Source organism: Geodermatophilus sp. SYSU D00700 (genome assembly GCF_054050255.1).
On the sequence record NZ_JBJGZA010000004.1, the window covers coordinates 198,328 to 224,245 of the forward strand.

Here is a 25,918-nt window from a genome sequence, read left to right on the forward strand (position 1 = left end):
CCCCTAGTCGGTGAGGACGTCGAAGTCGGCGGTGTCGTAGCGGGCCGACGTCACGACCTCCGCGGGCTCGCCGGCGGCGAGGGTGGCCTGGCTGTGCGCGCCACAGCCGTAGTCGACGGCGACCACGCGCCCGTCGGCCGGGGAGTACTCGTTGCCGCAGGCGCCCAGCAGCGTGCGCAGCGAGCCGGCCAGCGGGAGGAAGAAGCCGCAGGTGCTGCAGGGTCCGGGCGCCTGCCGGGCCATGGGGGCGCGGGGGCCGAAGTCGCCGGCCAGCCAGCGGGCGGCGGCCGTGCCGCGCCCCTCGGCCGACATCACCCGCTCGCGGCCCAGGCCGATCTCGGCGGCCAGCGCCTGCCCCTCCGGGTCGTCCGCCGCGTCGTCCTGCGCGGTGTAGGAGGGCACCAGGCGGGGGTCGTCCTCGGTGGCCGGCAGCACGTCGCCGACCGACAGGTCGCCGGGGCGCAGCCGCTCGTGCCACGGCACCCACGCCGGGGCCAGCAGCGCGGCGTCGCCGGGCAGCAGCACGACCTCGTCGACGGTGACCCGGTCGCTGCCCGGGACGGCGGCCAGCGTGACCGCCCAGTGCCAGCCGACGTAGCCGGGCAGGCGGCTGGCGAAGGAGTGGGTGACCACGGCGCCGAGCGTGCCGGCGTCGACGCCCGCGGCCGGTGTGCCCAGCGGCTCCGCGGTGGCGCCGAGGTGCTCGCCGACCAGGCCGGGGTCGCCGGCGGTCTCCTCGGCCGCGGCGCGGGCCGGGTCGACGGCGGCGGTCAGCACGTCGCTGCCCGCGGGGGCGGTCTCGGGGTCCGGGTGCACCGGGCCATCGTCCCAGACGGCGGGGCGCCGGCCGACCCGGCCGCCGGGGTGATCACGTGTGCCCCGGACTGCCAGGGAGGTACGGCACCATGGGGGCGTGCCGTCCTCGCGCCCGCCCGGGTCCCGCCGGGGTCGGCTGCGCCGGGCGCGGTCCGGTGCGGTCCCGCCCGACCGCACCGACCCCGACCGGATGGACACCGCGCCGCTCGACCTGCCCGGGCGGGTGACGCAGCCGCCGCCGGGGTACGGCCCGCCGCCGCCCGCGTACGGGCAGCCGGCCCTGCCCCCCGCGCCGCCGCCTGCGGCCGAGCCCGCCGCCGAGCCGCGGGTCACGGTCACCCGGGTCGCCGTGGCCCGCAGCCGCGAACTGACCCGTGCCGGGGTCGCCCGCGTGCGGGCCGCCAGCCGCGCCGACGGTGCCGGGGACAGCGGGCTGAGCCAGCTGCTCTGGGTCAACGCCCTGCACATGGCCGGCGACGCCCTGGTCGCGGTCTCGCTGGCCGGCACGCTGTTCTTCGCCGCCGCCTCCGACGCCCAGCGCGGCAACGTGGCCCTCTACCTGCTGGTGACGATGGCGCCGTTCGCCGTGGTCGCGCCGGTCATCGGCCCGCTGCTCGACCGGCTGCAGCGGGGCCGCCGCTGGGCGCTCGGCGCGGCCTCCTTCGGCCGGGCGGCCCTGGCGCTGGTCATGGCCGCGCACCACGACGACCTGTGGCTCTACCCCGCGGCGCTCGGTGTCCTCGTGCTGTCGAAGGCGCACAACGTGCTGCGCGCCGCCGTCGTCCCCCGGGTGCTGCCCGGCGCGATGTCGCTGACCTCCGCCAACGCCCGGCTGTCGGTGTTCGGGCTGGTCACCGCGGGGGTCTTCGGTGCTCTCGGCGCGGGCATCGCGTGGGCGTTCGGCTTCCCGCCGCTGCTGTGGGTCATCGCCCTCGTGTTCACCGTCACCGGGGTGCTGGCGGTACGGCTGCCCCGGCACGTCGACGTCCCCACCGGCGAGCAGCCCGCCGACGTGCTGAGCACCGGCGAGGTGCCGGTCACCGGCCGGCGGCGCCGCCCGGTCAACCCGCACGTGGTGCTGGCGCTGCGGGCCAACGCGGCGCTGCGCGGGCTGGGCGGCTTCCTGACCATCTTCTCGGCGTTCCTCGTGCAGGCCACCGTCGAAGGCGGCTGGGAGTCCACCCTGGCGCTCGGCGCCATCGCCGGGGCCGCCGGCGCCGGCAGCGTGCTGGGCACCGGCATCGGGTCCCGGCTGCACGCCGCCGACCCCGACCGGGTGGTGGTCTGGTCGGCCGGCGCGGCCGCGGCGGTCACCGTGCTCGCCGCGGTCTTCTTCGGCCTGGCGACGGCGGCCGCGGTCGCCGGTGTCGCGGCGGTCGCCAACGCGCTGGGCAAGTCGGCGCTCGACGCGATCATCCAGCGCGAGGTGCCCGAGAGCCTGCGCGCGTCGGCGTTCGCCCGCTCGGAGACGGTGCTGCAGCTGGCCTGGGTGGTCGGCGGCGCCATCGGCATCGCGCTGCCGCCCATCGGCTGGCTCGGCTTCACCGTCGCCGCGGCGCTGCTCGTGCTCGCCGTCGGCCTGGTGCTCTGGACCCCGCGCCGCCGCTGGGCCGCGGTCGACCCCGGGGCGCCCACCGTCCCCGGCGTGCCCACCGCCCCCGGCGCGCCCGCGCCCGACGCCCCGACCGTGCCGGAGGCACCCCGCCCGTGAGGACGTCCCCCCGCGCCGCCGCTGTCCTGCTCGCCGGCGCGCTCCCCGCCGTGCTGGCCGGGTGCGGCTCGTCGGCGGCCGGCGACCCGCCCGACGTCACGGTCAGCGCCGGGCCGCAGGAGGTCGCCGTCCGGCCCACGCAGTACTGCGCCGAGGGCCAGGGCCAGGCCTACCGGGCGACGCCACCCATCATCGAGGTCTCCCCCGACACCACGATCACCCTCACCGTGCCCGACGACGTCGCGGCCAACGGCTGGTCGGTGCAGGTCTTCGACCAGACGCTGGAGGAGAAGCTCGGCGAGGTCGACGTCGAGACCGGGACGACCGAGTTCGACGGCATCAACAGCTCCGACGTCGTCCCGCCGGCGTTCTACCTCGTCGTCGTCGAGGACCGGCACGGCGAGTGCCTGCTCACCGGGTCCTGGCCGATCGGCTTCCTGCGCGCCGGTGGGGACCTCGGGGAGCCGACCCCGACGACGCCGTCGGCGACGCCTGCGGGCTGACCCGCCGCTCAGGCCTCCAGGTCGCCGGCGACCGCCCGCAGCACCGCCGCGACCTTGCGCGACTCGGCGCGGTCGGGGTGGCGGCCGCGGCGCAGCGAGTTCGAGACGTCGTCGAGCAGCTTGATGAGGTCCTCGATGATCGGGACCAGCTCGTCGGGCTTCTTCCGCCGCGACTCGGCCACCTTCGCCGCCACCGACGGCAGCGGGTCGAGGACGCGGACCTGCAGCGCCTGGTCGCCCCGGCGACCGGCGACGATGCCGAACTCCACCCGCTGGCCGGGCTTGAGCTCGGCCGTGCCGGCGGGCAGGGCGTCCTTGTGCACGAAGACGTCGGGCCCGTCCTCGCGCGAGAGGAAGCCGAACCCCTTCTCGGGGTTGAACCACTTGACTCTGCCGGTGGGCACGCTGGATCCCTCGGTCGCTCGGGGGTGGTCCGGCCGGGCGGCCGGCGGACGGTGTTGCTGCCTGTCCCCAGGTTAGCCGCCCCGCGCCCCTAGCCTGGCCGGGTGCCACCCGCCGACGGTCCGCCCGGCCACCCGGACTACCGGTTCACCCTCGCCAACGAGCGCACGCTGCTGGCCTGGCTGCGCACCGGCCTGGCGCTGGTCGCCGGGGGCGTGGCGGTGGCCTCCTACGTGCCCTCCCTCGGAACGGCGTGGGGCGGAGGCGCGGTCGGCCTCGCGCTGGTCGCCACCGGGCTGGGCACCGCGCTGGCCGGCTACGCGCGCTGGCGCGACAACGAGCGGGCCATCGCCGCGGACCGTCCGCTGCCGACGGGACCGGCCACCACGGCCCTGACCGTCGGGGTGGTGCTGGTGGTGCTGTTCGTCGGCGTGCTGCTCGCCGTCGAGGTCACCGGCGGGTGAGCGGGCCGGAGACCCAGCCGCAGCGGACCGGGCTGGCGTGGCAGCGCACCGGGCTGGGCCTGCTGGCGGTCGCGGGACTGCTCGGCCACCACGGGCTGCGGTCGGGCGCGGTGGTCCCCTTCGTGACGGCCGCGGTGGCCGGGCTCTGCGGGCTCGCCGTGCTGCTCGGACTGGCGCCGTGGCGGGCCCGGGCGCTGGACCGGGCACCGGCGTCGGCACCGGTGCCCGTGGCCCTGGCCTGTGCGGCGGTGGTGGTCGCGGCCCTGGCCGCCGCCGCGGGCGTGCTCAGCCGCTGACGACCTCCGGGTCGAGCACGCCGAGTCGGCCGAGCAGGTCGAGGAAGACGACGGCGAAGTCGTTGTCGGCGACCTCCCGCCGGACGGTGCTCCAGTCGACCTGCTCGCGCAGCGCCCGCGCCACCGGGAACAGCCGGGAGAAGTCGCAGTAGTGCTCGTCGAGCGTCATGAGCTTGGTGACCAGGATGTCGGTGGCCGCGAGCACCGGCATGTGCACGGACAGCACCGCCCGGTCCTCGGCGCGCTCGATGAGGTCGGTCTCCACCGGCCGGCCGCAGGTGCGCCACAGGACGTCGACGAACGACTGGCCCTGCACGACCTTGGTGAGCCAGTCCTCGGCCGGGTCCTGCACCTGCAGGCCGGCGTCGTGCAGCACCTTGACCGTGCGCTCGGCCTCGGCGGCGGGGACGAGGAAGTCGGCGTCGTGGTCGGGCTCGGGGGCGCCGCGCACCCAGGCCGCATAGCCGCCGCACAGGGCGAAGGGCACGCCGCCCTCCTTGAGGGCCACGGCGACGCGCTTGAGGAGGTCCCGGATCTCGTCGCGGTCGGATGGCTGCACGCGCGTGCAGCTACCCGGGCGCGGGCATGGCACTCCTCGTGCGCATCGCGACCTTCAACATCCTGCACGGCCGCACCCCGGAGGACGACCGGGTCGACGTCGACCGGCTGGCCTCGGCCGTCAAGACGCTCGACGCCGACGTGCTCGGGCTGCAGGAGGTCGACCGCGACCAGCCCCGCTCGATGAACGCCGACCTCACGGCCGTGGCCGCCGAGGCGATGGGCGCGGTCGACTCGCAGTTCGTCGCCGCGCTGTCGGGGACGCCCGGCGGCACCTGGATGGCGGCGACCGGCGACGAGCAGCCCGGCGCGGCGAGCTACGGCATCGCGCTGCTCTCCCGCCACCCGGTGGTGTCGTGGCGGGTGGTGCGGCTGCCGGCGCTGCCCGGGCGGGTGCCGGTGTGGTTCCGCGGTGCCCGGCGGCCGATGCTGGTCAGCGAGGAGCCGCGGGTGGCCGTCGCGGCCGTCCTCGACGGCCCGCACGGTCAGTTCACCGTCGCCTGCACGCACCTGTCGTTCGTGCCGTACTGGAACTCCGTGCAGCTGCGGCGGCTGGTGCGGGCGCTGCGGGGGACGCGCGAGCCGCTGGTCGTGATGGGCGACCTCAACATGGAGCCGCGGAAGGCCACGCTGGTGAGCGGGATGCGCCCCCTCGCCCGGGGGCTGACCTTCCCGGCGGAGCGGCCGACCCGCCAGCTCGACCACGTGCTGGTCCGCGGACGGCTGGCCACCACCGGCCCGGCAGAGTCGGTGCGGTTGCCCCTGTCGGACCACCGGGGACTCGTCGTCGACGTCGAGCCCACCTGACCCGGCGGGCACCCGTGCCACCGGCCCGGGCGGCCGGCGGCACGGGCGGCGGTCAGCGGCGCCGGTTCTCGGGGAGCTGCACCCCGGCGCGGTTGGGCTTGTCGGTGGGGTGCGCGTAGCGGATGCGCTCGGGCGGCAGCGGGAAGCTGTGGTCCTCGCCGAACGGGGACAGCGGACCGGCCATCTCGCCGAGGAACTCGGTCACCGGCGGGCCGGCGTTCTCCGACTGCCCCCAGGTCGGCTCGACCAGGTGGGCGTGCTTCTCCTTGCGCTTGGCCATCTCGCCTCCGTGCTCGGGCGCACCCCGGGGTGCGCGTTCGGCGCCATCCTCTCGCGCGCCTGCTCCTACCCGCACGAGGCCCGCCTGCGACACGGGTTCAGCGGGGACGGCGGGCGGCCCGGGCGCCGTAGAGCGTCGGCAGCCCCTCCGCGGTGAGCACCCACTGCCCGCTGCCCACCGGCGCCGCGCGCACCTCCCCGCCGTCGAGGTTCTGCACCTGGCGGGTCCGCCACACCGAGGTGCTCACCAGGGTCAGCCGCACCGGCTCGTCGTCGGGGTCCCACTCGTCGTAGCCCTCGGGCTCGAAGGCGACGATCGCCGGGCCGGCGATGCGCAGCAGCCCCCGCTGCCAGGGGACGGCGGCCAGCGCCCGCCGCCAGCGCAGCGCCCGGGTCAGCGCGCCCAGGCCCGCGGCGGCGGCGACGAGCCCACCGAGGACCAGCCCGACCACCACGAGCCCGGCCAGCGGCAGCGGCCGGCCCCGGTCCTCGGCCAGGCTGACCGCCACCGCGCCGAGCAGGACGGCCAGGACGACGGCGATCACCCCGCCGGCCAGCCACCGCAGGGCACCGGCGCGGTAGCCCTCGAGCGCGACGCGGGTGTGGGGGTCGTCGGCGGCCGGTTGCACGCATCCATGCTGGCACCCGCGGCCTCGGGGGCGGCACCTGCGCGGCAGACGTAACGTGGTCCGGATGCCTGCCGACCGTCCCGCCACGCTGTCCGCGTGGCTGCGCACCCGCAGCGACGCCCAGCTGGCGGAGCTGCTGGCCGCCCGTCCCGACGTGGCCCGGCCCGCGCCGTCGGACGTCGTCGCCCTGGCCGGCCGGCTGGCGGTGCCGGTGTCGGTGGACCGGGCGCTCGACGACCTCGACGCCGCCACGCTGCAGGTGCTCGACGTCGTACTGCTCGCGCCCACCGACGGGCTGGAGGCCGCCGAGGTCGCCGCGTCCCTGCCCGGGCTGCCCGAGGACGTCGTCGCCGCGGCGGTCGAGCGGCTGACCACACGGGCACTGCTGTGGGGCGACGACGTCCTGCACGCCCCCGACCAGGTGCGCCGCGCCGTCCGGTACCCCGCGGGGCTCGGCCGCCGCGCCGCCGAGCTGCGGGTGTCGCTGCCGGCCGACCTGCCCGCCGCGGTGGGCGCGCTCGACCCCGCCGAGCGCCAGGTGCTCGAGCGGCTGGCCGGCGACCGGCCGGTGGGCCACCTGCCCGACACCGGCGGCGCCGCGGGCTCCCCGGCGCGGCGGCTGCTGCAGGCGGGGCTGCTGGCGCGCATCGACGCGCTCAACGTGGAGCTGCCGCGCGAGATCGGCCTGCTGCTGCGCGGCGACCTGCCCTACGGCCCGCCGCGCCCCGAGCCGCGGCCCGCCGTCGTCGAGCGGGACCGGGCCGCCGTCGACCGGCAGGCCGCCGGTGCCGCGCTGGAGGCGGTCGGACGGGTCGGTGAGCTGCTGGCCGTGCTCGAGGAGGAGCCGGCCGGGCTGCTGCGCAGCGGCGGGGTCGCCGTCCGCGACCGCAAGCGGCTGGCCCGGGCCCTGTCGGTGTCCGAGTCCGACGCCGCCTGGCTGCTGGAGCTGGCCTCCGCCGCCGGCCTGCTCGACGTCGGCGGCCCGCACCGCGACGAGTGGCTGCCCACCCGCGGCTACGACGTCTGGCGCGAGCAGCCGCTCCCCGACCGGTGGGCGTCGCTGGCCGCGGGCTGGCTGGACAGCACCCGGCTGCCCTCGCTGGTCGGCCAGCGCGACGTGGCGGGCAAGGCGGTCAACCCGCTGTCCCCCGACCTGGTGCGGCACACCGCGCCGGCGATCCGCCGCGCGGCGCTGGCCGCGCTGGCCGCCTCCCCGCCGGGCTCGGGGCTGGCGCCCGACGACCTGGTGGCGCTGCTGCGCTGGCGGACGCCGCGGCGCGCCGACCGGCTCGCGCCGGTGCCGGACATGCTCGCCGAGGCGGCGCGGATCGGCGTGCTGGTGGGCGGGGTGCTCTCCTCGGGCGGCCGGGGGCTGCTGGCCGGCGGTGAGGAGGGGGCCGCCGACGGCGTGCAGGGCCTGCTGCCCGAGCCGGTCGACCACGTGCTCGCCCAGCCCGACCTCACGCTGGTCGCGCCCGGGCCGCTGGTGGCCGGGCTCGCCGACACGCTGTCGGTCGTCGCCGACGTCGAGTCCTCGGGCGGGGCGACGGTGTTCCGGGTGTCGGAGTCCTCCGTGCGGAGGGCGCTGGACGCCGGGTGGTCGGCCACCGACCTGCACGAGTTCTTCTCCCGCGCCTCCCGCACCCCGGTGCCGCAGGCGCTGGACTACCTGGTCGACGACGTCGCCCGGCAGCACGGCCGGCTGCGGGTGGGCTCGATCGAGTGCTACGTGCGCTCCGACGACCACGGCCTGCTCTCGCAGGTGCTCGGCGACCGGCGCACCGCGGCCGCGGAGCTGCGCCGGCTGGCGCCGGGCGTGCTGGTCAGCGGGCTCGGCGCCGACGAGGTGCTCACGGTGCTGCGGGCCGCGGGGTACGCCCCGGCCGGGGAGTCGCCGGGCGGCGCGGTGCTCACCCGCCCGCCGGCCCGTCCCCGCGCGGCCGGCCGCCGACCCGGGCCGCCGCCGTCGGCCGCGGCCCGGCCCCTCACCGAGGCGGAGGCCGCGGCGACCGTGCGGGAGATCCGGGCCGGCGACGCCGCGCTGGCCGCCCGCCCGTCCGCGCCCGTGCGGCAGGTCCCGGGGGTCACCACGGCCGGGACGCTGGAGCTGCTGTCCCGGGCGATCCGTGACGGCGTGCCGGTGTGGCTGGGCTACGTCGACGCGCAGGGCAGCGGCAGCCAGCGCGTGGTCCAGCCGGTGTCACTGGCCGGTGGTTTCCTCCAGGGCTGGGACGAGCGCCGCCAGGAGAACCGCACCTTCGCGGTGCACCGGATCACCTCGGTGGCGCTGGCCGACGAGGAAGCAGCGGCCGCCGGCAACGGTTGACCAGACAGACGCCCGCCGAGGAGAGGCCCCCCATCCCGTGAACGACGGACCCCTCATCGTCCAGTCGGACAAGACCCTGCTGCTCGAGGTCGACCACCCGCAGGCCCGCGACTGCCGCGCGGCCATCGCACCGTTCGCCGAGCTCGAGCGCTCCCCCGAGCACGTGCACACCTACCGGGTCACCCCGCTCGCGCTGTGGAACGCGCGCGCCGCCGGGCACGACGCCGAGCAGGTCGTCGACGCGCTGGTGCGCTTCTCGCGCTACCCGGTGCCGCACGCGCTGCTGGTCGACGTCGCCGACACGATGGACCGCTTCGGCCGGCTGACGCTGGTCAACAACCCGGTGCACGGCCTGGTGCTCACCACCACCGACCGCGCGGTGCTCGAGGAGGTCGTCCGCTCCAAGCGGGTGGCGCCGATGCTCGGGGCGCGGATCGACCCCGACACCGTCGTCGTGCACCCCTCCGAGCGCGGCCGGCTCAAGCAGGCGCTGCTCAAGGTGGGCTGGCCGGCCGAGGACCTCGCCGGCTACGTCGACGGGCAGGCGCACCCGATCGAGCTGGCCCAGGAGGGCTGGCACCTGCGCGACTACCAGCGGGAGGCCGTCGAGGGCTTCTGGGCCGGCGGCTCGGGCGTCGTCGTCCTGCCCTGCGGTGCGGGCAAGACGCTGGTCGGGGCCGCGGCGATGGCCGAGGCCAAGGCGACCACGCTGATCCTGGTGACCAACACCGTCTCAGGGCGGCAGTGGAAGCGCGAGCTGATCGCGCGCACGTCGCTCACCGAGGAGGAGATCGGCGAGTACTCCGGGGAGCGCAAGGAGATCCGTCCGGTCACCATCGCGACCTACCAGGTGATGACCACCCGCCGGAAGGGCGAGTACCGCCACCTGGACCTCTTCGACGCCCAGGACTGGGGCCTGATCGTCTACGACGAGGTGCACCTGCTGCCGGCGCCGATCTTCCGGCTGACCGCCGACCTGCAGTCGCGCCGGCGGCTGGGGCTGACGGCGACGCTGGTCCGCGAGGACGGCCGCGAGGACGACGTCTTCTCGCTCATCGGGCCCAAGCGCTACGACGCGCCGTGGAAGGACATCGAGTCGCAGGGCTACATCGCCCCGGCCGAGTGCATCGAGGTGCGGGTTGGCCTCGACGACGAGGAGCGGATGACCTACGCCGTCGCCGAGCCCGAGGAGCGGTACCGGATCGCGGCCACCGCATCGTCGAAGCTGCCGGTGATCCGGCGGGTGCTCGAGCGGCACCCCGAGGAGCCCTCGCTGGTGATCGGGGCCTACCTCGACCAGCTCGAGGAGCTCGGGCGGGCGCTCGACGCGCCGGTGATCCAGGGCTCGACCACCAACCGGGAGCGGGAGAAGCTCTTCGACGCCTTCCGGCGCGGGGAGATCAGGACGCTGGTGGTCTCCAAGGTCGCCAACTTCTCGATCGACCTGCCCGAGGCCGCCGTCGCCGTGCAGGTGTCGGGGACGTTCGGCTCGCGGCAGGAGGAGGCCCAGCGGCTGGGCCGGGTGCTGCGCCCCAAGGCCGACGGCCGGCAGGCGCACTTCTACACGGTGGTCAGCCGCGACACCCTCGACGCCGAGTACGCCGCGCACCGGCAGCGGTTCCTCGCCGAGCAGGGCTACGCGTACACGATCGTCGACGCCGCCGACCTGGCCGGCCCGGGCGAGGTCAACGGCCCCGACTGGGTCGACGAGCCCGCCGACTAGCTGTTCCCCCGCGGCCCCCTGGTCCTCGTGACCCGGGGGCCGCGGCCGTCTCAGCCGGCCGTGAGCCGGTCGACCGTGCCGACCGGGACGATGCCCTCCGCCCGGGCCCGCGCCGCGGCGTCGACGGAGACGAAGGCGTCGGCCTGCAGGCGGGTGAGGGCCAGGTACTCGGCGACGGTGGTCGACTCGAGGCCGTGGTCGACGGCCAGGCCCCAGGCGACCCGGCGGGACACCCGGTCGCCCAGGAGCCGGATGCGGACGGCGGTCATCGCCTCGTGGCGGTCGAGGGCGGTGGTCTCCTCGAGCTCACCGCGCCGCACGGCGGCGAGGAGCAGGTCGAGGGCCTGCGAGCGCAGCACCTGCGGCGCCACCAGCTGGTGTGCGGGTGACACGTCGAGGCGTTCGGTCACCAGGTGCAGCAGGGTGGGCGCGTCGATCACGAAGCGGGTCATGCCGGGCGCGTCAGTCCTCGGTCAGCTCGTGCAGGACGTCGGCGGCGTCGGCGTTGCCTTCCTCGGCCAGCCGCCGCAGCTCGGCGAGGTCGCCCAGCTCGCTGGCCCGCTGCACGAGTTCGTCGACGGCGTCGCGGTTGCCGAGGTCGGCCAGCCGGCGCAGCTCTGCCAGGTCGCCCCGCTCGCCGGCGAGCTCGATGAGTTCGTCGGCCGCGTCGCGGTCCCCCATCGCCACGCGCTCGCGGAGCGCGGCGTACTCGGGCTCGGTCATGGCGGCAGGATCCCACCGCGGCCGGCCGGCGGGGGCCCTGACGTCAGTCCCCGCCCGGGAAGTGGTCGTCCAGGATGTGGAGGGCATCGAGGACCGGGTCGTGTTCACGCCGGCGGTCCCGCTCCGGCCCCACCTCCTGCCAGAGAGCGGGCAGACGCTCCGCGGGAACGGGCGCGCCAGCGACGGGGCCGGCGGCGTCCACCTCCGGTGAGCACCCGGACCGCGGCCGCCGAGAGGAGCTCGTCGACCCGGTCGTGCAGCCACGACCCGGTGCCCGGGCGCGCGGCGACCTCCATGATGCGCCGGTACGTCGCGTCGTCCGTGTCCAGCACGGCGCGGGCCAGGTCCGGCTCGTCCCGGAGCCAGAGCATCTCGGCGATGTCCTCGCGGCTGGCGATGATCACGCTGTGGACCATCGGCTCGACCGCCCGGTCCTGAAGCCGGTCACCCGTCAGTAGGGCGGTGGGGTGGTGGCGGCGGTGAGCCCGGTGGGTGTGGTGACGGTGAGGGTGCCGTCGGGGGCGAGAACGTGGCGCCAGCCGGGGGCCTGGTGCTTGCCGCGGTGGTGGCCGGTGCAGTAGCCGGTGAGGTTGGCCGCGGTGGTGGGGTCGGCCGGCCAGGGGGTGGCGTGGTCGAGCTCGCCGGCGCGGGGCACGGGGCGGCGGCAGCCGGGGAAGCGGCAGCGGCGGTCGCGGGCGCGGACGTGCCGGTCGAGGGCGGCGCTGGGCCGGTAGCCGGCGGCGGGTCCGGGAGCGGCCAGGCCGTGGCCGCGTCGGTGGGCGCGGTGCAGGGCGGGCAGGTCGGTGAGGGCCAGCAGCGCACCGCCGGCCGCGTGCGTGAGCGCGATCCGGGGCCGGTCGGCCAGCCCGCCCCCGGCGGTGGCGGCGAGCAGCGCGGCGAGGTCGGCGCGGGCGGTGTCGGTGGCCGCGGCCAGCTGGGTGAAGACGTCGGGGGCGGTGGTGATCCGGCCGGCCGCGCTGCGTGCCCAGGTGGCCTCGTCCGCGGCGTCGGCGCGCTGCGCGGTGGCCACCGTGCGGCGGGCGTGACCGAGGGCGCGCTCGAGCCCGAGCAGGGCGGTGCTCGCCTGGTCGACGGCGCGGTCGGCGCGCGCCCACCAGCCATCGGGGTCCGGTGCGGCCACCTCATCGGCGTCGGCGTCGGCGTCGGCCGTGTCGTGCGCGTCGGGCGGATCGTCCGGTGGCAGGTCCTCGTCGAGGTAGCAGGGCCCGGGGCGGGCATCGAACTCCCCGGCCAGGATCCGCGCTTCCAGCTCCTCGGCCCACCGGGCGAAGTGCTCGTCCTCGGTGAGGGGCGCCCCGGCTCCGACCGCATCGACCCCCAGGGCCGTGTCGGTGCCGGCTGGCTCGGTGTCGGCCGCGGTGGTGCCGGTCGCCTCGCCATCGGCCGCCTCGCCATCGGCCGCGGTGGTGTCGGCCGCCGTGGTGTCGGTCGCCGTGGTGTCGGTCGCGGCGGTGTCGGCCCGGTGGCCGGTGAGGGCGGCCAGCAGCGCCCGGACCAGCTCGGCCGGGACCACCTGCCCGTCGACCTCACACGGCTGGTCGCCGCCGAGCAGCGCGCCCACCGGAGCGACCACGGTCAGGGTCACCTGCACCGGCGGCAGCCCGGACTCGCCCGGGCGGAGCACCAGGTCCAGCAGGCAGTCGGCCATCTTCTGCCCCCGGCTGCGGCCGTCGGCGGGCAGCGCGTCGGCACAGGCACCGAGAGCGGCGACCAGCGCGGCCGCCTCCGGGGTGGTCAGCAGTGCCGAGACCACGCTCATCCCCTCGACCCGGTCGGGGCGGGCATCCACGCCGCGCCGGCGCACCGCGCGCAGCAGGTCATCGGCGGCGGTGCGGGCGGTGCGCGTGAGCAGCTCCCGGCGGGCCTTGGCGCCCAGCTGCGCCGGCGTGGTGTGCCGCCCGGCGGCCCACGCGAGCAGCTCCCGCTCGATCGCGGCGCGCAGGGCGTCGTCGGTGATCGGGGCGACCTTGTCGATCAGCGGGCCCAGGTGCCCCACGTGCAGCGCCCCGGACTCCAGCGCGGCCAGCGTGCCCGGCAGCCGGTGCACCAGGGTCAGCGACCGCTCCAGCAGCAGCTGCGCCGCCTGGGCCGACAGCGCCAGCGCGACCGCCAGCTCGTCGGTGGCCCACTCGCTCACCGGCCGCAGTACCTCAGCCCGCGCCGCCCACCGGTCGGCCGACATCGCCCCCGGCGAGCCCGGCTGCCGGTCGACGGAGGCGGGACGGGTGGCGGCGAACGCGGCCACCGCCCGGGCCCGCAGCGCGGTCTGCCGGGCGATCTCCCGGTCGGCGGCCTGCACCGCCCCCAGCGGCCCCGACGCCCACCCCACCAGGGGCTCGTCGACCGCCAGGACTCCCGCCACCTATTCGATCATACGTTCGATTGCGAAGTCGCACAAGGCGCCTGTCGAGAAAGTCCAGGTCAGCGCCTCGCGGCCAGGAAGCGATCGGCGCGGACCACAACACGACCGGCGGGGCTGCAGAAACCAGAACGGCCAGCCCGTCGCCGGGACCAGGAACCAGCCCTGATCAGCGCCAGGACGAACGACCAGCCTGCCACCACCGGCCCGGTCGTCCTATCGTCCTCGGGTGACCACGAAGGACCTCCAGGAACTCGTCCGGCGACGGCTGTGGGAGCTGGGCGGGTCGGTGGTCGAGGCCTCCCGCCGGGCCCGCGGCGCCGTCGCGCCGGAGGTGCTCGAACGGATCGCGCACACCCGCGGCTGGGCCCTGATCAGCCCCTGGATGGCCGCTCACCTCGCCCGCGCGCTCGACGTCCCGGAGAACCGGGTGCGGCGCGCGGCCGGCCTGCCCGAGGTCCCCGACCCGCGGGCGGACGTGCCCACCGGACCGCACCTGCGGCTCGTCCACGGCGAGGGGCGCGCCTCCGGCTGACCGTGACCGCCGCGACGGGACGGACCGGTCCGACCGGCGTGTGAGGCGCACCACCCCACCGTCGGCCGCCACAACGAAGGCGCAGGTCAGACGCGTACGGACCGGCCCGTATACGTGGTCGCACGGGAGGCGCGCGGGAGGCGGCCGGTTGGGCGTGTCTCCTCCGCCGCAGGCAGGATGAGCCCCGAGATGGCGAGTGCAGCACGGGCCGGGGCGGTCGCCCCGCAGACGACCAGCCGACCGCTCCGGGCGTGGCAGCAGGCCGCCCTCGAGCGCTACGAGGAGGCCGCCCCCAAGGACTTCCTCGTCACCGCGACGCCGGGCGCGGGGAAGACGACCTTCGCGCTCACGCTGGCCTCGCGGCTGCTGCAGCGGCGCGAGGTCGCCCGCGTGATCGTCGTCTGCCCGACCGACCACCTGCGGCTGCAGTGGGCCGACGCCGCCGACCGGATGGGCATCGTGCTCGACCCCGGCCTGACCAACGCCGTCGGCCCGGTGCGCGCCGGCACCCAGGGCTACGTGACGACGTATGCGCAGGTGGCCGGCAAGCCGATGCTGCACGCCGCCCGCGCCACCGCCGTCAAGACGCTGGTGATCCTCGACGAGGTCCACCACGCCGGCGACGGCCTGTCGTGGGGTGAGGCGATCGAGGAGGCCTACGGCTTCGCCGCCCGCCGGCTGTGCCTGACCGGGACGCCCTTCCGCACCAAGCCCGACGAGCGGATCCCCTTCGTGCGCTACGAGGAGGACGGCTTCGAGGGCGACGCCGGGGAGGCCGGCGCCGGGCTGGTCAGCCGCGCCGACTACACCTACGGCTACAAGGAGGCGCTGGCCGACAGCGTCGTCCGGCCGGTCGTCTTCGCCGCCTACACCGGCACCTCGCGCTGGCGGAACTCGGCCGGCGAGGTGGTCGCCGCCTCCCTGTCGGAGGCCGGCACCCGCTCGGTGGAGATGGCCGCCTGGCGCACCGCGCTCGACCCCAAGGGCCAGTGGGTGCCGCACGTCATCGCCGCGATGGACGAGCGGATCACCCACCTGCGCGAGAACGGCATGCCCGACGCCGCGGGGCTCGTGCTGGCCAGCGACCAGGACGACGCCCGCGCCTACGCCCGGATCGTCAGGCGGATCACCGGCAAGGCGCCCGAGCTCATCCTCTCCGACGACCCCAAGGCGTCGAAGAAGATCGAGCGGTTCGCGGCCGGCTCGGCTCGGATCGCCGTCTGCGTGCGGATGATCTCCGAGGGCGTCGACGTGCCGCGCGCCGCCGTCCTGGCGTGGATGACCTCCTACCGGACGCCGCTGTTCTTCGCCCAGGCCGTCGGCCGCGTCGTCCGCTCCCGGGCCCCGCACGAGACCGCCACGGTGTTCCTGCCCGCCGTCCGGCCGCTGCTGGGGCTGGCGGCGTCGCTGGAGAAGGAGCGCAACCACGTCATGCCGCCGCCCAAGGCGGCCGACCCCGAGGCGCTCGACCTCGACCCCCTGCCGCCCAAGGAGCGCGAGGCGGTGGGCCTCAAGCAGTGGGAGGCGCTGGAGGCCGACGCCCGGTTCGCGCACGTGCTGCACGGGGGGACGGCGCACACCGGCGAGGCCGGCGGGCCGCTGGCGGTGGCGCCGGAGGACGAGGACTTCCTCGGCATCCCCGGCCTGCTCACCGCCGAGCAGACGGCGTCGCTGCTGGCCAAGCGCGACGACGAGCTGCGGCTGCGGATCGCGCAGCGGGTGCACGAGGAGGACACCGGGGAGCTGCCGATCGTCGAGGACCACCCCGACGAGGACGACGCCGGCCGGTCGTGGCGCGACGCCGCCGAGCTGCGGCGGGAGATCAACCGCCTGGTCAGCCGGGTGTCGGCGAAGACGTCGACGCCGCACGCCGTGGTGCACACCCAGCTGCGCCAGCACGTGCCCGGCCCGCCGTCGGCCTCGGCGTCGGTGGACGTGCTGCGCGCCCGCCGCGAGCGCCTCCGCACGATGCTCTGAGGTCGGGCACGTCCGCGGAAGTGCACGACTCGGACCAGCGCGGCCACCCGTTCGGGTCATCCCGGGCCCGCGACCGGTTCACCGCCGGGGCGCCGGGGCACCCGGGCGCCGCGGCGGGCGGACCCCGGGGAGCCCCGAGGGTGTGGCCCCGCCGCAGGGAGGGAACCGCGATGCGTCTCGGAACCGCCATCGTGCTGCTCGCGCTGGGCGCCGTCCTCACCTTCGCGCTGCGCGTCGACGTCAGCGGCATCGACCTGCAGGTGGTCGGCTGGATCCTGATGGCCGCAGGCGCCCTGGGCATCGTGCTCGAGGTGGCGTTGTGGGCTCCGCGCCGTCGCCGGGTCACCCGGACCGAGGCGCACGACCCCTACGGTGGGCCGGCCCGGCGGACGACCACCGACGAGACCTACTGACCGCGCGGGTTCTTCAGCCCGTGGGGAGCAGGCCCCGGGACGCGGCGACGGCGACCGCCTCGGTTCGGCTGCCCGCGCCGAGCTTGGCCAGGATGTTGCTGACGTGCACGCTGGCGGTCTTCTCGCTGATGTAGAGCTCGCTGCCGATCTGCCGGTTGGTGCGGCCGCGGGCGAGCAGCGCCAGCACCTCGGTCTCCCGCGGCGTGAACACCGCGGCGGTCTCCACCACCCGGCCGGCCCCGGGCAGCTCCAGCCGCGCGCGGCGGGCCAGCGCGGTCACCGCGCCCAGCAGCGGCTGCGCGCCCAGCGACCGGGCGGTGCCGGCCGCGGCGGTCAGCGGCCCGAGTGCGGCGTCGCGGTCGCCCGCCGCGACCAGCGCCTCGGCCAGCCGCCACCGGCAGCGCGCCTGCTCGTAGACGTGCCCGTAGCCGAACGCCTCCGCGGCGGCCGACCACAGCCGCGGTGACGCCTCACCGGCCAGCCGGGCGGCCTCGGCGTCGAGCCGGGCCAGCCACGCGGCGGCCTCGACGCCGTGCGGCCCGACCGCGCGGGCGTGGTCGGCGACCGCGTCGTGGCCCAGGGTCACCAGGGACTCCCCCGCCGCCGTCCACTCCGCCAGCGCCGCGGCGTCGCCGGTGAGCCGGGCCGTGGCGGCGGCGTCGGCGACCGGCGCCAGCGCCGTGGCCACCAGCCGCACGACGGCGAGCCGCTCGTCGCCCCACAGGTCGGCCAGCGTCGCGGCGGCACCGCGGGCGCTGCGGACCGCGGTGGCCGGGTCGCCGCTCCAGGCGGCGACGTCGATCTCGGCGCCCGCGGTGGCCAGCAGGAGCAGCACGTGGGTGTCGAGCCGGCCGGCCAGGCCCCGGGCCCAGGCGATCCGCGCGGCCGCCGAGGGGTCGCCGCGGCCGACCTGCACCAGCAGGCCCGCCGCCCGCACGTGCGCCGCCATCTCCGGCACGCGCGCCAGCCGGTCGGCCAGCGCCAGGCTGCCGTCCCAGTCGCCGAGCACGTAGCGCGAGACGACGCCCAGGTGGCGCAGCTCCGCCGCGTAGAACGACCACTCGACGCCGAGCACCCGGGCCCGCGTCAGCCCCTCGTCGCTCCAGCGCAGCGTCTCCTGCACCGCCCCGCCCTCGTACGCGACGATCGCCAGGTTGAACAGCACCCGGATCTCGACGTCGGCGTCGCCGGACCGGCGGGCGCGGACCAGCGCCTCCTCCAGCCGCGTGGCCAGGCCGTCCCCGCCGCGGGAGCGGGCCAGCGACACCGCGACGTCGGCCCAGGCGCTGTCCAGCCCGAGCGCGTCGGCGGCGGCCAGGGCCTCCTCGGCGGCGGCGTCGCCCTCGGCGCGCCGGCCCACCTCGTAGCAGGCGCGCGCGTGCGTGGCCGCGGCCCAGGTGCGCGTCGGCGAGGGCGGCGTGGCCGGGACCAGTGCCATCGCCGCCGTGGTCTCGCGCACCGCGGAGGCCTGGTCCTCGATGCGGGCCAGCGCCTGGGCCAGCGTGTAGTGCACCCGCGCCCGCAGGTCGCGGTCGCCGTCGGGCCCGAGGACCTCCTGCGCCGCCCGCAGCAGGGCCACCGCCCGGTGCAGCTCGCCGCCGCGGCGGGCGGCGGTCGAGGTGTCCAGCAGCAGCTCGGCCTGGCTCCGCCCGGCCCGCTCGGTGGCGTCGGGCACGGCCGGCCACAGGGCGAGCGCGGCCTCCAGGTGCTGCAGCTGCTCGGCCGGGGCGCCGACCCGCCGGGCCTCGTCGGCGGCCTCCAGCGAGGCCGCCAGGGCGCCGGCCAGGTCGTTGCTCCCCCGCAGGTGGTGCGCCCGCTCGGCCGCGGTGCCCGCGGCCGGGACGGCGGCCAGGTGCGCGGCGACCGCGGCGTGCAGCCGGACGCGCTCGCCGGGCAGCAGGTCGGCGAGGACGGCCTCGCGCAGCAGCGCGTGCCGGAACCGGTAGGCGCCGTCGGGGCCGACGACGAGCAGGTGGGAGTGCACCGCCTCGGCCAGCGCGCGTTCCAGGTCGACGTCGGAGAGCCCCCCGACGGCGGCGACGAGCTCGTGGCGCACCCGCCGGCCGGCCACCGCGGCGACCCGCAGCACCTGCTGCGCGGCCGGGCCCAGCTGCTCGACCCGCGCGAGCAGCACGTCGGTGAGGCCCAGCGGCAGGGTCTCCCCGGCCAGGCCCGCGGCCAGCAACTCCTCGGCGTAGAACGCGTTGCCCTCGGCGCGGGCCACGACGTCGTCGACCGTGCGGTCGGGGACCCCGGCGGCCAGGCCGCGGACCAGCTCCTCGACGGCGGCGTCGGGCAGCGGGGCCAGGTCGAGCCGCTCGACGCCGGGCAGCCGCACCAGCTCGGCCAGCAGCGGGCGCAGCGGGTGGCGGCGGTGCAGGTCGTCGGAGCGGTAGGAGGCGACGACGGCCACCGGCTCGTCGTCGAGCCGGGCGAGCAGGTAGCGCAGCAGGTCGCGGCTGGAGCGGTCGGCCCAGTGCAGGTCCTCGAGCACGACGAGGACCGGCGCGTCGGCGGCCAGCCCGGCCAGCGCCCCGGCGACGGACTCGAACAGCTGGAGCCGGCCGTCGTCGACCGGAGGGCGGAGGGTGCGGACGGGGCTGGGCAGGTCGGCGGTGTCGGGCTCGTGGACGCCGCCCGGCCGCGCAGCGAACAGGTCGGCCGCGTCCTCGCCCAGCTCGGCGGCGACCGGCCGGAGCAGGTCGACGAAGGGCAGGTAGGGCAGGCCGACCTCGCCGAGGTCGACGCAGTGCCCGACGAGCACCCGCAGGCCGCGGGCGGCCGCGCGGGCGGCGAGCTCGTCGAGCAGGCGGGACTTGCCGACGCCGGCGTCGCCGGCCACGAGCACGGCCGAGCCGCGACCGGCGACGGCGCGCTCGACGGCGGACTCGAGCTCGGCGAGCTCGCCGGCCCGGCCCACCAGGGGTCGCTCGTCCCACCGCGGCACGGCGCCGATCGTGGCACGCGACCCCGACAGCGCCGTGGTCAGCGAGGCCGACGCAGCCGCAGGGTCCGCCGGGGCCGGCGCCGGGTGCCCTGCCCGAGGGCCTGCAGCACCTCGCGCCGGTAGGCCAGCTCCGCCTCGAGTCCGGGGTCGGGGTAGGTGCTCATCGTCGTCTCCTCGTCGTGGTGGCGTCCGGTGGGGACGGCGACCACGGTCGGCCTGAGGCGGCACCCCGGGCATCGGGCGACCGGGCAGTCCTCGCCCGCCCCTGGGGTCTGAGACCCCCTCAGACGCGCCTGGCGCGCGCCTGAGGAGCCGGGCGGCGAGGCTGGGCACATGGCCGACCTCCCTCCGACCGTCTTCGTCCTCTTCGGCGCCACTGGCGACCTGGCCGCGCGCATGGTGCTGCCGGCCTTCGACCGGCTCCAGCGGCGTGGCCTGCTGCCCGCGGACTGGCGGCTGGTCGGCAGCGGGCGCGGCGAGCGCTCCGACGACGAGTTCCGCGACCACGTCCGCGACACCCTGGCCGAGCACGGCGACGGCGGGCCCGCCGACGGCCTGCTCGACCGGCTGCGCTTCGCCGGCGGCGGGCACACGCCCGAGGACCCCGGGCAGCTGCTCGACGTCGTCGGGCGGGCGCGCGAGGAGATCGGTGCCGACGCCCAGCTGGTGCACTACCTCGCCGTCCCGCCCGGCGCGTTCGAGGGGATCACCCGCGCCCTGGACGCCCACGGCCTGGCCGAGGGCTCCCGCGTCGTCTACGAGAAGCCCTACGGCACCTCACCTGCGGACTTCCGCGAGCTCGACGAGCTGGTGCACTCGGTCCTCGACGAGGAGCAGGTCTTCCGCATCGACCACTTCCTCGGCAAGGAGGGCACCCAGGACCTGCACGTCCTGCGCTTCGGCAACGGGCTGTTCTCCTCGGTGTGGAGCCGCGAGCACGTCGCCCAGGTGCAGGTCGACGTGCCCGAGACCCTCGACGTCGCCGACCGCGCGGAGTTCTACGACGCCACCGGCGCGACGCTGGACATGCTGGTCACCCACCTGTTCCAGGTGGCCGCCGAGGTCGCGATGGAGCCGCCGGCCTCGCTGACGTCGGCGGACCTGCAGGAGGCGCGCGAGGCGGTGATGGCAGCGTTCCGGCCGCTGGCGCGCGAGGACGTCGTGCTCGGCCAGTTCGAGGGCTACCGCGACCTCGACGGCGTCGCCGACGACAGCCGCACCGACACCTTCGTCGCGGCACGGCTCTGGGTGGACACCGATCGCTGGCGCGGGGTGCCGTTCCTGCTGCGCACCGGCAAGCGGATGGCCGAGTCGCACCAGCGGGTGACGCTGGTGATGCGGCGGCCGGACGGGCCGGTCGGCGCCACCCCCGGCGGCGGGAACACCGTCTCGCTGTCGCTGTCGGGCGCGGGCTCCCTCGACCTCGGCCTGGTCGCCAAGCGGCCGGGCCCGGACCTCGACCTCGCGGTCGCCGGGGCGTCGCTGGACCTCGGCGCGGTGCCCGGCGGCGAGCCGCTGCCGGCCTACGCCTCGCTCATCCACGACGTGCTGGTCGGCGACCGCTCGCTGTTCACCACCAGTGCCGGGCTGGCCCAGGCCTGGCGGGCGGTCCAGCCGGTGCTCGACGCCCCGCCGGAGGTGCGGTCCTACGCGCCGGGCTCGTGGGGGCCGGAGGCGGCGCAGGCGCTGGCCGACCCGTGCGGGTGGGTGCTGGGCTGAGGTGGGGTCCGGACCGGGCTCTGGTCGCCTCGCGGCGAGAAGCACGACGCGGCTCCAGCCCCCGACCGGGGTCGGGGCGGTAGTCCGCGAAGGCGGTATCCAATTGGCACCCGGGGACACAGAATCGCCCGGTCCGGACGACACCGAAGGTACCCCTCCCCCGGCCGATGACACACGGGATCGCCGCCACACCGCACCTGCCAGACTCCGCCCCGTGGGCTCCCTGACGCCGACCGAGGCGGCCGTGCTGGACGCCGTCGACGAGGCCGCCGCCGTCGACCTGCTGTGCCGGCTGGTCGCCGTCCCCTCGGTCGGCGGCACCGCGGCCGAGTGCGAGGTGCAGGCGCTGGTCGCCGCGGAGCTCGACGGCCTCGGCTGCGACGTCGACCGCTGGGCCATCGACCTGCGCGCGGCCGCGACCGCTCCGGACGCGCCCGGTCAGGAGGTCGTGCGCGAGGAGGCGTGGGGCGTCGTCGGCACGCTCCCCGGCGCCGACGACGGCGACCCCGCGCTGGTCCTGTGCGGGCACTCCGACGTCGTGCCGACCGGCGACCGCGCGCTGTGGGCCGGCGACCCGTTCACCCCGCGGCTCGACGGCGGCGCGGTGCACGGCCGCGGCGCCTGCGACATGAAGGGCGGCCTGGCCGCCGCGCTCGCCGCGCTGGCCGCCGTGCGGGCCGCGGGCGTGCGGCTGCGCCGGCCCGTGGCGCTGCACAGCGTCGTCGGTGAGGAGGACGGCGGCCTGGGTGCGTGGGCGACGCTGGCCCGCGGCCACCGCGGCGACGCCTGCGTCATCCCCGAGCCCACCGACGGCGCCGTCGTCACCGCCGCGGCCGGGGCGCTGACCTTCCGACTGGAGGTGACCGGTGCCGCGGCCCACGCCGCGATGCGCGACCGGGGGGTCAGCGCCGTGGAGCTGTTCGCGCAGCTGCACGCCGACCTGCGCGACCTCGAGGCGGAGCGGCAGCGCGGCGCCGACCCGCGCTTCGCCGGCGAGCGCTACCCGTTCGGGCTGTCGATCGGCACCGTGCACGCCGGCGACTGGGCCTCGACGGTGCCCGACCGGCTGGTGGCCGAGGGCCGCTACGGCGTGCGGCTGGGCGAGCCCGTGCCGGCCGCCCGCGCGACGTTCGAGGACCGGGTCGCCGCGTTCTGCGCGGGGCACCCGTGGCTGGCCGCGCACCCGGTGCGGGTGACCTGGACCGGCGGCGCCTTCGCCAGCGGGGCGCTGCCGCCCGGGCACGAGCTCCTCGACCAGGTCCGCGGCGCCGTCATCGACGCCGGCGGCCCCCCGCCGCCCGAGCGGGCCGTGTCCGCCGGCACCGACCTGCGGCTCTACGCGGCCGCCGGGATCCCGACGCTGCACCTCGGCCCCGGCGACCTGCACCTCGCCCACGGCCCGGCCGAGCGGGTGCCCGTGGCCGAGGTGACCGCGGTCGCCCGGGCCCTCGCGCTGCTCACCGTCCGGCGCTGCGGGGTCGCGTGATCGGCTACGAGGACTTCGCGGCGCTGACCGGCGACTCACCCACCGCGCGCACCGAGTGGGCCGCCGTCGTCGCCGCGTGGAGCGAGCCGCACCGCCGCTACCACGACCTGCACCACCTGGCCGCCGTCCTCGGGCTGGTGCGCGAGCTGGGCGGCGCCGCGGAGGACCCGGCCGCGGTCGCGCTGGCCGCCTGGTACCACGACGTCGTCTACGACCCCCGCCGCGGCGACAACGAGCAGGTCAGCGCCGAGCGGGCCCGGGCCGGGTTGCGCGGCCTGGTGCCGCAGGCGCGGCTGGACGAGGTCGTGCGGCTGGTGCTGCTCACCGCCGGGCACGACGCCGCGCCCGGTGACGCGAACGGTGCGGTGCTCTGCGACGCCGACCTCGCCGTCCTGGCCGGGCCCCCGGACGCCTACGCGGCCTACGCCTCCGCCGTCCGCGCGGAGTACGCCCACCTGTCCGACGAGGTGTTCACCGCCGGGCGGATCGCCGTCCTCGAGTCGTTGCTGGCGCTGCCGGCGCTCTACCGGCTGCCGGCCACACGGGAGTGGGAACCGCGGGCGCGGGCCAACCTCACCGCGGAGGCCGCCCTGCTGCGCTCGCGCGCTTCCTGACCCGCAGGCCCGCGGCGGTCAGCCGGGTGAGCAGCTCGCGGGCCCCGACCGGCTGCGCCCCGGCCGCGACGGCGACGTCGTAGAGCTCCTCGGGGACGTCGTAGTGGTCGCCCTGGAACGCCCGGCGCGGGATGCCCAGCTCGGCGGCGACGAAGGCGTGCAGCTCGTCGTGGGAGACGTCGCTGACCAGGTGCGACCACCGGCGCCCCCGCCACGGCCAGACGGGGGTGTCGATGAGCAGGGCCACGGGCCCAGTCTGCCTCCCGGCTACGGTCGACGCCGTGGACGAGATCCGCTGGGGCGTCGTCGGGCCGGGCCGCATCGCGCAGAGCGTGATGGGCGACTTCGCGCACGTGCCGGGGGCGCGGCCGGTCGCGGTGGCGTCCCGCTCGGCCGACCGGGCGCAGGCGTTCGCGGAGCGGCACGGGCTCGAGCGCGCCCACGGCTCCTACGCCGCGATCGTCGCCGATCCCGACGTCGACGTCCTCTACGTCGCCACCCCGCACCCGCAGCACCACGCCGTCGCGCTGGCCGCGATCGAGGCCGGCAAGGCGCTGCTGGTGGAGAAGGCGTTCACCGCGACGACGGCCGGCGCGCAGGAGGTGGTCGCGGCCGCGCGGGCGAACGGCGTCTTCGTCATGGAGGCGATGTGGACGCGGTTCCAGCCCGCCGTCGTCCGCCTGCGGGAGCTCGTCGCCGACGGCGCGATCGGCGAGGTGCGGTCGGTGCAGGCCGACCTCGGCGTCGACCGCGCCTACGACCCCGCCGACCGGTTGTTCGCCCTCGAGCTCGGCGGCGGCGCACTGCTCGACCTCGGCGTCTACGTCGTCTCCTTCGCCCAGATGCTGCTCGGCACCCCGGACACGGTGACCGTCACCGGCTCGACCTTCCCCACCGGCGCCGACGCCGAGGCCGCGCTGCTGCTCGGCTGGGACGACGGCCGCTCGGCCACGCTGACCACGTCGCTGCGCTACCCGACGCCCGGTTCCGCGCGGGTGTTCGGCACCGGCGGATGGATCGACGTCCTGCCCCGGTTCCACCACCCGGCCACGATCGTGCTGCACCGCACCGGCGCCGAGCCCGAGGAGATCACCCTCCCGCCGGACGGCACGGGCTACTCCCACGAGCTGGCCGAGGTGACCGAGTGCCTGCGCGCCGGGCGCACCGAGAGCGCGGTCATGCCGCTGGCCGACACCCTCGCCGTCCAGGACGTCCTCGAGCAGGCGGCGCACCAGCTGGGCGTCCACCACCGCGAGGACCCGCACGTCCTGGACTGATCAGGCGGCGCTCCACGCCGCGCCGGTCGCCTCCTCCGGCGTCGGCACGCGGGTGGGCGTGCGGCCGGCCCGCCGCACCGCGCCGGCGAGCGCGACCGCGTCGACGACGGCCGCCCCGCCGGGGTCGTTGTTGAGGTATACGAACACGTCCTCGTCGTCGGTCCAGGTCGCGGCCAGGCGCTGCGCCCACTCGTCGAGCACCGCCGGCGGGTAGCCCCACCCCTCGGCGCCGGTGTGCAGCCGCAGGTAGCCCCAGCCGGTGGTCCGCCACAACGGCGTCACCGGCCGTTCGGCGCGGTCGGCCCAGCACAGCGCCGCGCCGTAGCGCTCGAGCAGGGCGCGCACCTCGTCGGTCTCCCAGGTCGCGTGCCGCGGCTCCACGGCCACCCGCATCCCGGGCGGGAAGCAGGCCAGGCAGTCGCGCAGCAGCCCGGTGTCGGCCTTGAGCGTCGGCGGCAACTGCAGCAGGACGACGTCGAGCCGGTCGCCGAGGCCCGCGGCGTGCTGCACCAGGCGGGCCACCGGCTCCTCCGGCTCGCGCAGCCGCCGGACGTGGGTGAGGAAGCGGCTGGCCTTGACCGCCCAGCGGTAGTCCGGCGGGGTGCGCTCCCGCCAGGCGGCGAAGGTGTCCCGCTCGGGCAGCCGGTAGAAGGCGGCGTTGCTCTCGACGGTGGCGAAGTGGGCGGCGTGGTGCTCCAGCCACAGCCGCTGCGGCATGCGCTGGGGGTAGAAGCGGCCGCGCCAGTCGCGGTACTGCCACCCCGAGGTCCCGATCACCACGGCCACGCGGTCGGCCTACCCTCCCCCGTCGTGACCGACGCACCCGCCCGCTTCAAGGACCTCTGCATCGACGCCCGCGACCACCAGGCGCTGGCCGACTGGTGGTGCGCCGCCATCGGCTACGTCCGCCGCGACACCCTGCCCGACGGGACGCCGCGCGAGCGGGACTGGCCGGTGCTGATCGAGGACCCGGCCGGGCGCGGGCCCGAGCTCTGGTTCAACCCGGTGCCCGAGCCGAAGACGGTCAAGAACCGGGTGCACCTCGACGTCGTCGGCGACTCGGCGGCGCTGCAGGCCGCCGGTGCGACCGTGGTGCGGGCCTCGGACGAGCGCCCTGGGCACGAGGCCGACGAGGACGCCGGCGAGATCGGCTGGGACGTCCTCGCCGACCCCGAGGGCAACGAGTTCTGCTGCTTCCCGCCGCGGGAGGACTGAGGCCGCTCCCCGGGGGGGGGGGGGGGTGGGGGGGGGGGGGGGGGGGCGGGGGGGGGCGGGGGGGGGGGGGGGGGGGGGGGGGGGGGGGGGGGGGGGGGGGGGGCGGGGGGGGGGGGGG

Annotated in this window: 28 protein-coding genes; 15 read left to right on the forward strand and 13 right to left on the reverse strand. The window is 77.2% G+C overall.

Translation table 11 applies throughout. From position 1 onward, the window contains the following. Positions 1-3: 3 nt before the first annotated feature. Positions 4-816 carry a DUF3027 domain-containing protein gene (locus tag ACI79V_RS05490; RefSeq protein WP_456887419.1) on the reverse strand — a complete coding sequence of 271 codons (813 nt, stop codon included), beginning with the start codon at positions 814-816 and terminating at the stop codon, positions 4-6. Between the two features lie 97 nt (positions 817-913). On the opposite strand from ACI79V_RS05490, the gene ACI79V_RS05495 reads away from it, so the two are divergent. Further along, entirely contained in the window at positions 914-2,527 is a 1,614-nt protein-coding gene (locus tag ACI79V_RS05495; RefSeq protein WP_456887420.1) for an MFS transporter, read from the forward strand. Beyond that, positions 2,524-3,030, forward strand: a complete 507-nt coding sequence (locus ACI79V_RS05500; protein ID WP_456887421.1) for a DUF2771 family protein — start codon at positions 2,524-2,526, stop codon at positions 3,028-3,030. The genes ACI79V_RS05495 and ACI79V_RS05500 overlap by 4 nt, the downstream gene beginning before the upstream one ends. An 8-nt stretch (positions 3,031-3,038) precedes the next feature. Here the strand turns inward: ACI79V_RS05500 and ACI79V_RS05505 are convergent, their stop codons facing one another. Further along, a complete protein-coding gene (locus ACI79V_RS05505; protein WP_456872889.1) occupies positions 3,039-3,434 on the reverse strand; it encodes a cold-shock protein in 396 nt (131 codons plus the stop codon). Positions 3,435-3,536: 102 nt separating this feature from the next. Between ACI79V_RS05505 and ACI79V_RS05510 the strand changes: the two genes are divergently transcribed. Beyond that, entirely contained in the window at positions 3,537-3,896 is a 360-nt protein-coding gene (locus tag ACI79V_RS05510; protein WP_456887422.1) for a YidH family protein, read from the forward strand. Beyond that, on the forward strand, positions 3,893-4,192 hold the full coding sequence (locus ACI79V_RS05515) for a DUF202 domain-containing protein (protein ID WP_456887423.1): 300 nt from the start codon (positions 3,893-3,895) through the stop codon (positions 4,190-4,192). Before ACI79V_RS05510 ends, ACI79V_RS05515 begins: the two co-directional genes overlap by 4 nt. Here ACI79V_RS05515 and ACI79V_RS05520 read toward each other — a convergent pair. Beyond that, entirely contained in the window at positions 4,182-4,751 is a 570-nt protein-coding gene (locus ACI79V_RS05520) for a nucleotidyltransferase family protein (RefSeq protein ID WP_456887424.1), read from the reverse strand. The genes ACI79V_RS05515 and ACI79V_RS05520 overlap by 11 nt on opposite strands. 26 nt (positions 4,752-4,777) lie before the next feature. On the opposite strand from ACI79V_RS05520, the gene ACI79V_RS05525 reads away from it, so the two are divergent. Next, on the forward strand, positions 4,778-5,557 hold the full coding sequence (locus ACI79V_RS05525) for an endonuclease/exonuclease/phosphatase family protein (protein WP_456887425.1): 780 nt from the start codon (positions 4,778-4,780) through the stop codon (positions 5,555-5,557). Between the two features lie 52 nt (positions 5,558-5,609). Here the strand turns inward: ACI79V_RS05525 and ACI79V_RS05530 are convergent, their stop codons facing one another. Both ACI79V_RS05530 and ACI79V_RS05535 read right to left on the reverse strand, forming a co-directional pair. Further along, positions 5,610-5,837, reverse strand: coding sequence for a hypothetical protein (locus ACI79V_RS05530; protein ID WP_456874903.1), 228 nt, complete (start codon positions 5,835-5,837; stop codon positions 5,610-5,612). A 97-nt stretch (positions 5,838-5,934) separates the two neighbouring features. Then, on the reverse strand, positions 5,935-6,465 hold the full coding sequence (locus ACI79V_RS05535; protein ID WP_456887426.1) for a hypothetical protein: 531 nt from the start codon (positions 6,463-6,465) through the stop codon (positions 5,935-5,937). Between the two features lie 64 nt (positions 6,466-6,529). Between ACI79V_RS05535 and ACI79V_RS05540 the strand changes: the two genes are divergently transcribed. Both ACI79V_RS05540 and ACI79V_RS05545 read left to right on the forward strand, forming a co-directional pair. Next, entirely contained in the window at positions 6,530-8,791 is a 2,262-nt protein-coding gene (locus ACI79V_RS05540) for a helicase-associated domain-containing protein (RefSeq protein WP_456887427.1), read from the forward strand. A gap of 37 nt (positions 8,792-8,828) precedes the next feature. Further along, entirely contained in the window at positions 8,829-10,514 is a 1,686-nt protein-coding gene (locus ACI79V_RS05545; RefSeq protein WP_456887428.1) for a DNA repair helicase XPB, read from the forward strand. 50 nt (positions 10,515-10,564) lie between these two features. On the opposite strand, the gene ACI79V_RS05550 is transcribed toward ACI79V_RS05545, so the two are convergent. The 4 genes from ACI79V_RS05550 to ACI79V_RS05565 all read right to left on the reverse strand — a co-directional run bounded on the left by ACI79V_RS05550 (position 10,565) and on the right by ACI79V_RS05565 (position 13,620). Beyond that, positions 10,565-10,966: a hypothetical protein gene (locus tag ACI79V_RS05550; protein WP_456887429.1), complete on the reverse strand. Its 402-nt coding sequence runs from the start codon at positions 10,964-10,966 to the stop codon at positions 10,565-10,567. A gap of 10 nt (positions 10,967-10,976) precedes the next feature. Next, a complete protein-coding gene (locus ACI79V_RS05555; protein ID WP_456887430.1) occupies positions 10,977-11,237 on the reverse strand; it encodes a hypothetical protein in 261 nt (86 codons plus the stop codon). 104 nt (positions 11,238-11,341) lie between these two features. Further along, positions 11,342-11,641 carry a hypothetical protein gene (locus tag ACI79V_RS05560; protein WP_456887431.1) on the reverse strand — a complete coding sequence of 100 codons (300 nt, stop codon included), beginning with the start codon at positions 11,639-11,641 and terminating at the stop codon, positions 11,342-11,344. A gap of 47 nt (positions 11,642-11,688) precedes the next feature. Beyond that, the gene (locus ACI79V_RS05565) at positions 11,689-13,620 is read right to left on the reverse strand and encodes a DUF222 domain-containing protein (RefSeq protein ID WP_456887432.1); all 1,932 of its coding nucleotides are present in this window, start codon (positions 13,618-13,620) and stop codon (positions 11,689-11,691) included. Positions 13,621-13,846: 226 nt separating this feature from the next. On the opposite strand from ACI79V_RS05565, the gene ACI79V_RS05570 reads away from it, so the two are divergent. The 3 genes from ACI79V_RS05570 to ACI79V_RS05580 all read left to right on the forward strand — a co-directional run bounded on the left by ACI79V_RS05570 (position 13,847) and on the right by ACI79V_RS05580 (position 16,542). Continuing rightward, positions 13,847-14,152 carry a hypothetical protein gene (locus ACI79V_RS05570; RefSeq protein WP_456874896.1) on the forward strand — a complete coding sequence of 102 codons (306 nt, stop codon included), beginning with the start codon at positions 13,847-13,849 and terminating at the stop codon, positions 14,150-14,152. A 189-nt stretch (positions 14,153-14,341) separates the two neighbouring features. After that, the gene (locus ACI79V_RS05575) at positions 14,342-16,129 is read left to right on the forward strand and encodes a DEAD/DEAH box helicase (RefSeq protein ID WP_456887433.1); all 1,788 of its coding nucleotides are present in this window, start codon (positions 14,342-14,344) and stop codon (positions 16,127-16,129) included. A gap of 170 nt (positions 16,130-16,299) precedes the next feature. Then, positions 16,300-16,542, forward strand: a complete 243-nt coding sequence (locus tag ACI79V_RS05580; RefSeq protein WP_456887434.1) for a DUF6458 family protein — start codon at positions 16,300-16,302, stop codon at positions 16,540-16,542. Positions 16,543-16,555: 13 nt separating this feature from the next. Here ACI79V_RS05580 and ACI79V_RS05585 read toward each other — a convergent pair whose 3' ends face one another. Together ACI79V_RS05585 and ACI79V_RS05590 are read right to left on the reverse strand one after the other, a co-directional pair. Next, positions 16,556-19,489 carry a helix-turn-helix transcriptional regulator gene (locus tag ACI79V_RS05585; RefSeq protein ID WP_456887435.1) on the reverse strand — a complete coding sequence of 978 codons (2,934 nt, stop codon included), beginning with the start codon at positions 19,487-19,489 and terminating at the stop codon, positions 16,556-16,558. 38 nt (positions 19,490-19,527) lie between these two features. Then, positions 19,528-19,653, reverse strand: a complete 126-nt coding sequence (locus ACI79V_RS05590; RefSeq protein WP_456887436.1) for a hypothetical protein — start codon at positions 19,651-19,653, stop codon at positions 19,528-19,530. A gap of 169 nt (positions 19,654-19,822) precedes the next feature. Between ACI79V_RS05590 and ACI79V_RS05595 the strand changes: the two genes are divergently transcribed. From ACI79V_RS05595 to ACI79V_RS05605, 3 genes are all read left to right on the forward strand, one after another. Then, a complete protein-coding gene (locus tag ACI79V_RS05595) occupies positions 19,823-21,208 on the forward strand; it encodes a glucose-6-phosphate dehydrogenase (RefSeq protein ID WP_456887437.1) in 1,386 nt (461 codons plus the stop codon). 214 nt (positions 21,209-21,422) lie between these two features. Then, on the forward strand, positions 21,423-22,694 hold the full coding sequence (locus tag ACI79V_RS05600) for an ArgE/DapE family deacylase (protein ID WP_456887438.1): 1,272 nt from the start codon (positions 21,423-21,425) through the stop codon (positions 22,692-22,694). Then, positions 22,691-23,308, forward strand: a complete 618-nt coding sequence (locus ACI79V_RS05605; protein WP_456887439.1) for an HD domain-containing protein — start codon at positions 22,691-22,693, stop codon at positions 23,306-23,308. Before ACI79V_RS05600 ends, ACI79V_RS05605 begins: the two co-directional genes overlap by 4 nt. Here the strand turns inward: ACI79V_RS05605 and ACI79V_RS05610 are convergent. Continuing rightward, the gene (locus tag ACI79V_RS05610; RefSeq protein WP_456887440.1) at positions 23,268-23,555 is read right to left on the reverse strand and encodes a DUF4031 domain-containing protein; all 288 of its coding nucleotides are present in this window, start codon (positions 23,553-23,555) and stop codon (positions 23,268-23,270) included. The two genes, ACI79V_RS05605 and ACI79V_RS05610, sit on opposite strands and share 41 nt — an antisense overlap. Before the next feature lie 34 nt (positions 23,556-23,589). Between ACI79V_RS05610 and ACI79V_RS05615 the strand changes: the two genes are divergently transcribed. Continuing rightward, a complete protein-coding gene (locus tag ACI79V_RS05615) occupies positions 23,590-24,585 on the forward strand; it encodes a Gfo/Idh/MocA family protein (protein WP_456887441.1) in 996 nt (331 codons plus the stop codon). On the opposite strand, the gene ACI79V_RS05620 is transcribed toward ACI79V_RS05615, so the two are convergent. Next, positions 24,586-25,371, reverse strand: a complete 786-nt coding sequence (locus ACI79V_RS05620; RefSeq protein ID WP_456887442.1) for a DUF72 domain-containing protein — start codon at positions 25,369-25,371, stop codon at positions 24,586-24,588. Positions 25,372-25,395: 24 nt separating this feature from the next. Between ACI79V_RS05620 and ACI79V_RS05625 the strand changes: the two genes are divergently transcribed. After that, positions 25,396-25,800: a VOC family protein gene (locus ACI79V_RS05625; RefSeq protein ID WP_456887443.1), complete on the forward strand. Its 405-nt coding sequence runs from the start codon at positions 25,396-25,398 to the stop codon at positions 25,798-25,800. Positions 25,801-25,918: the final 118 nt, after the last annotated feature.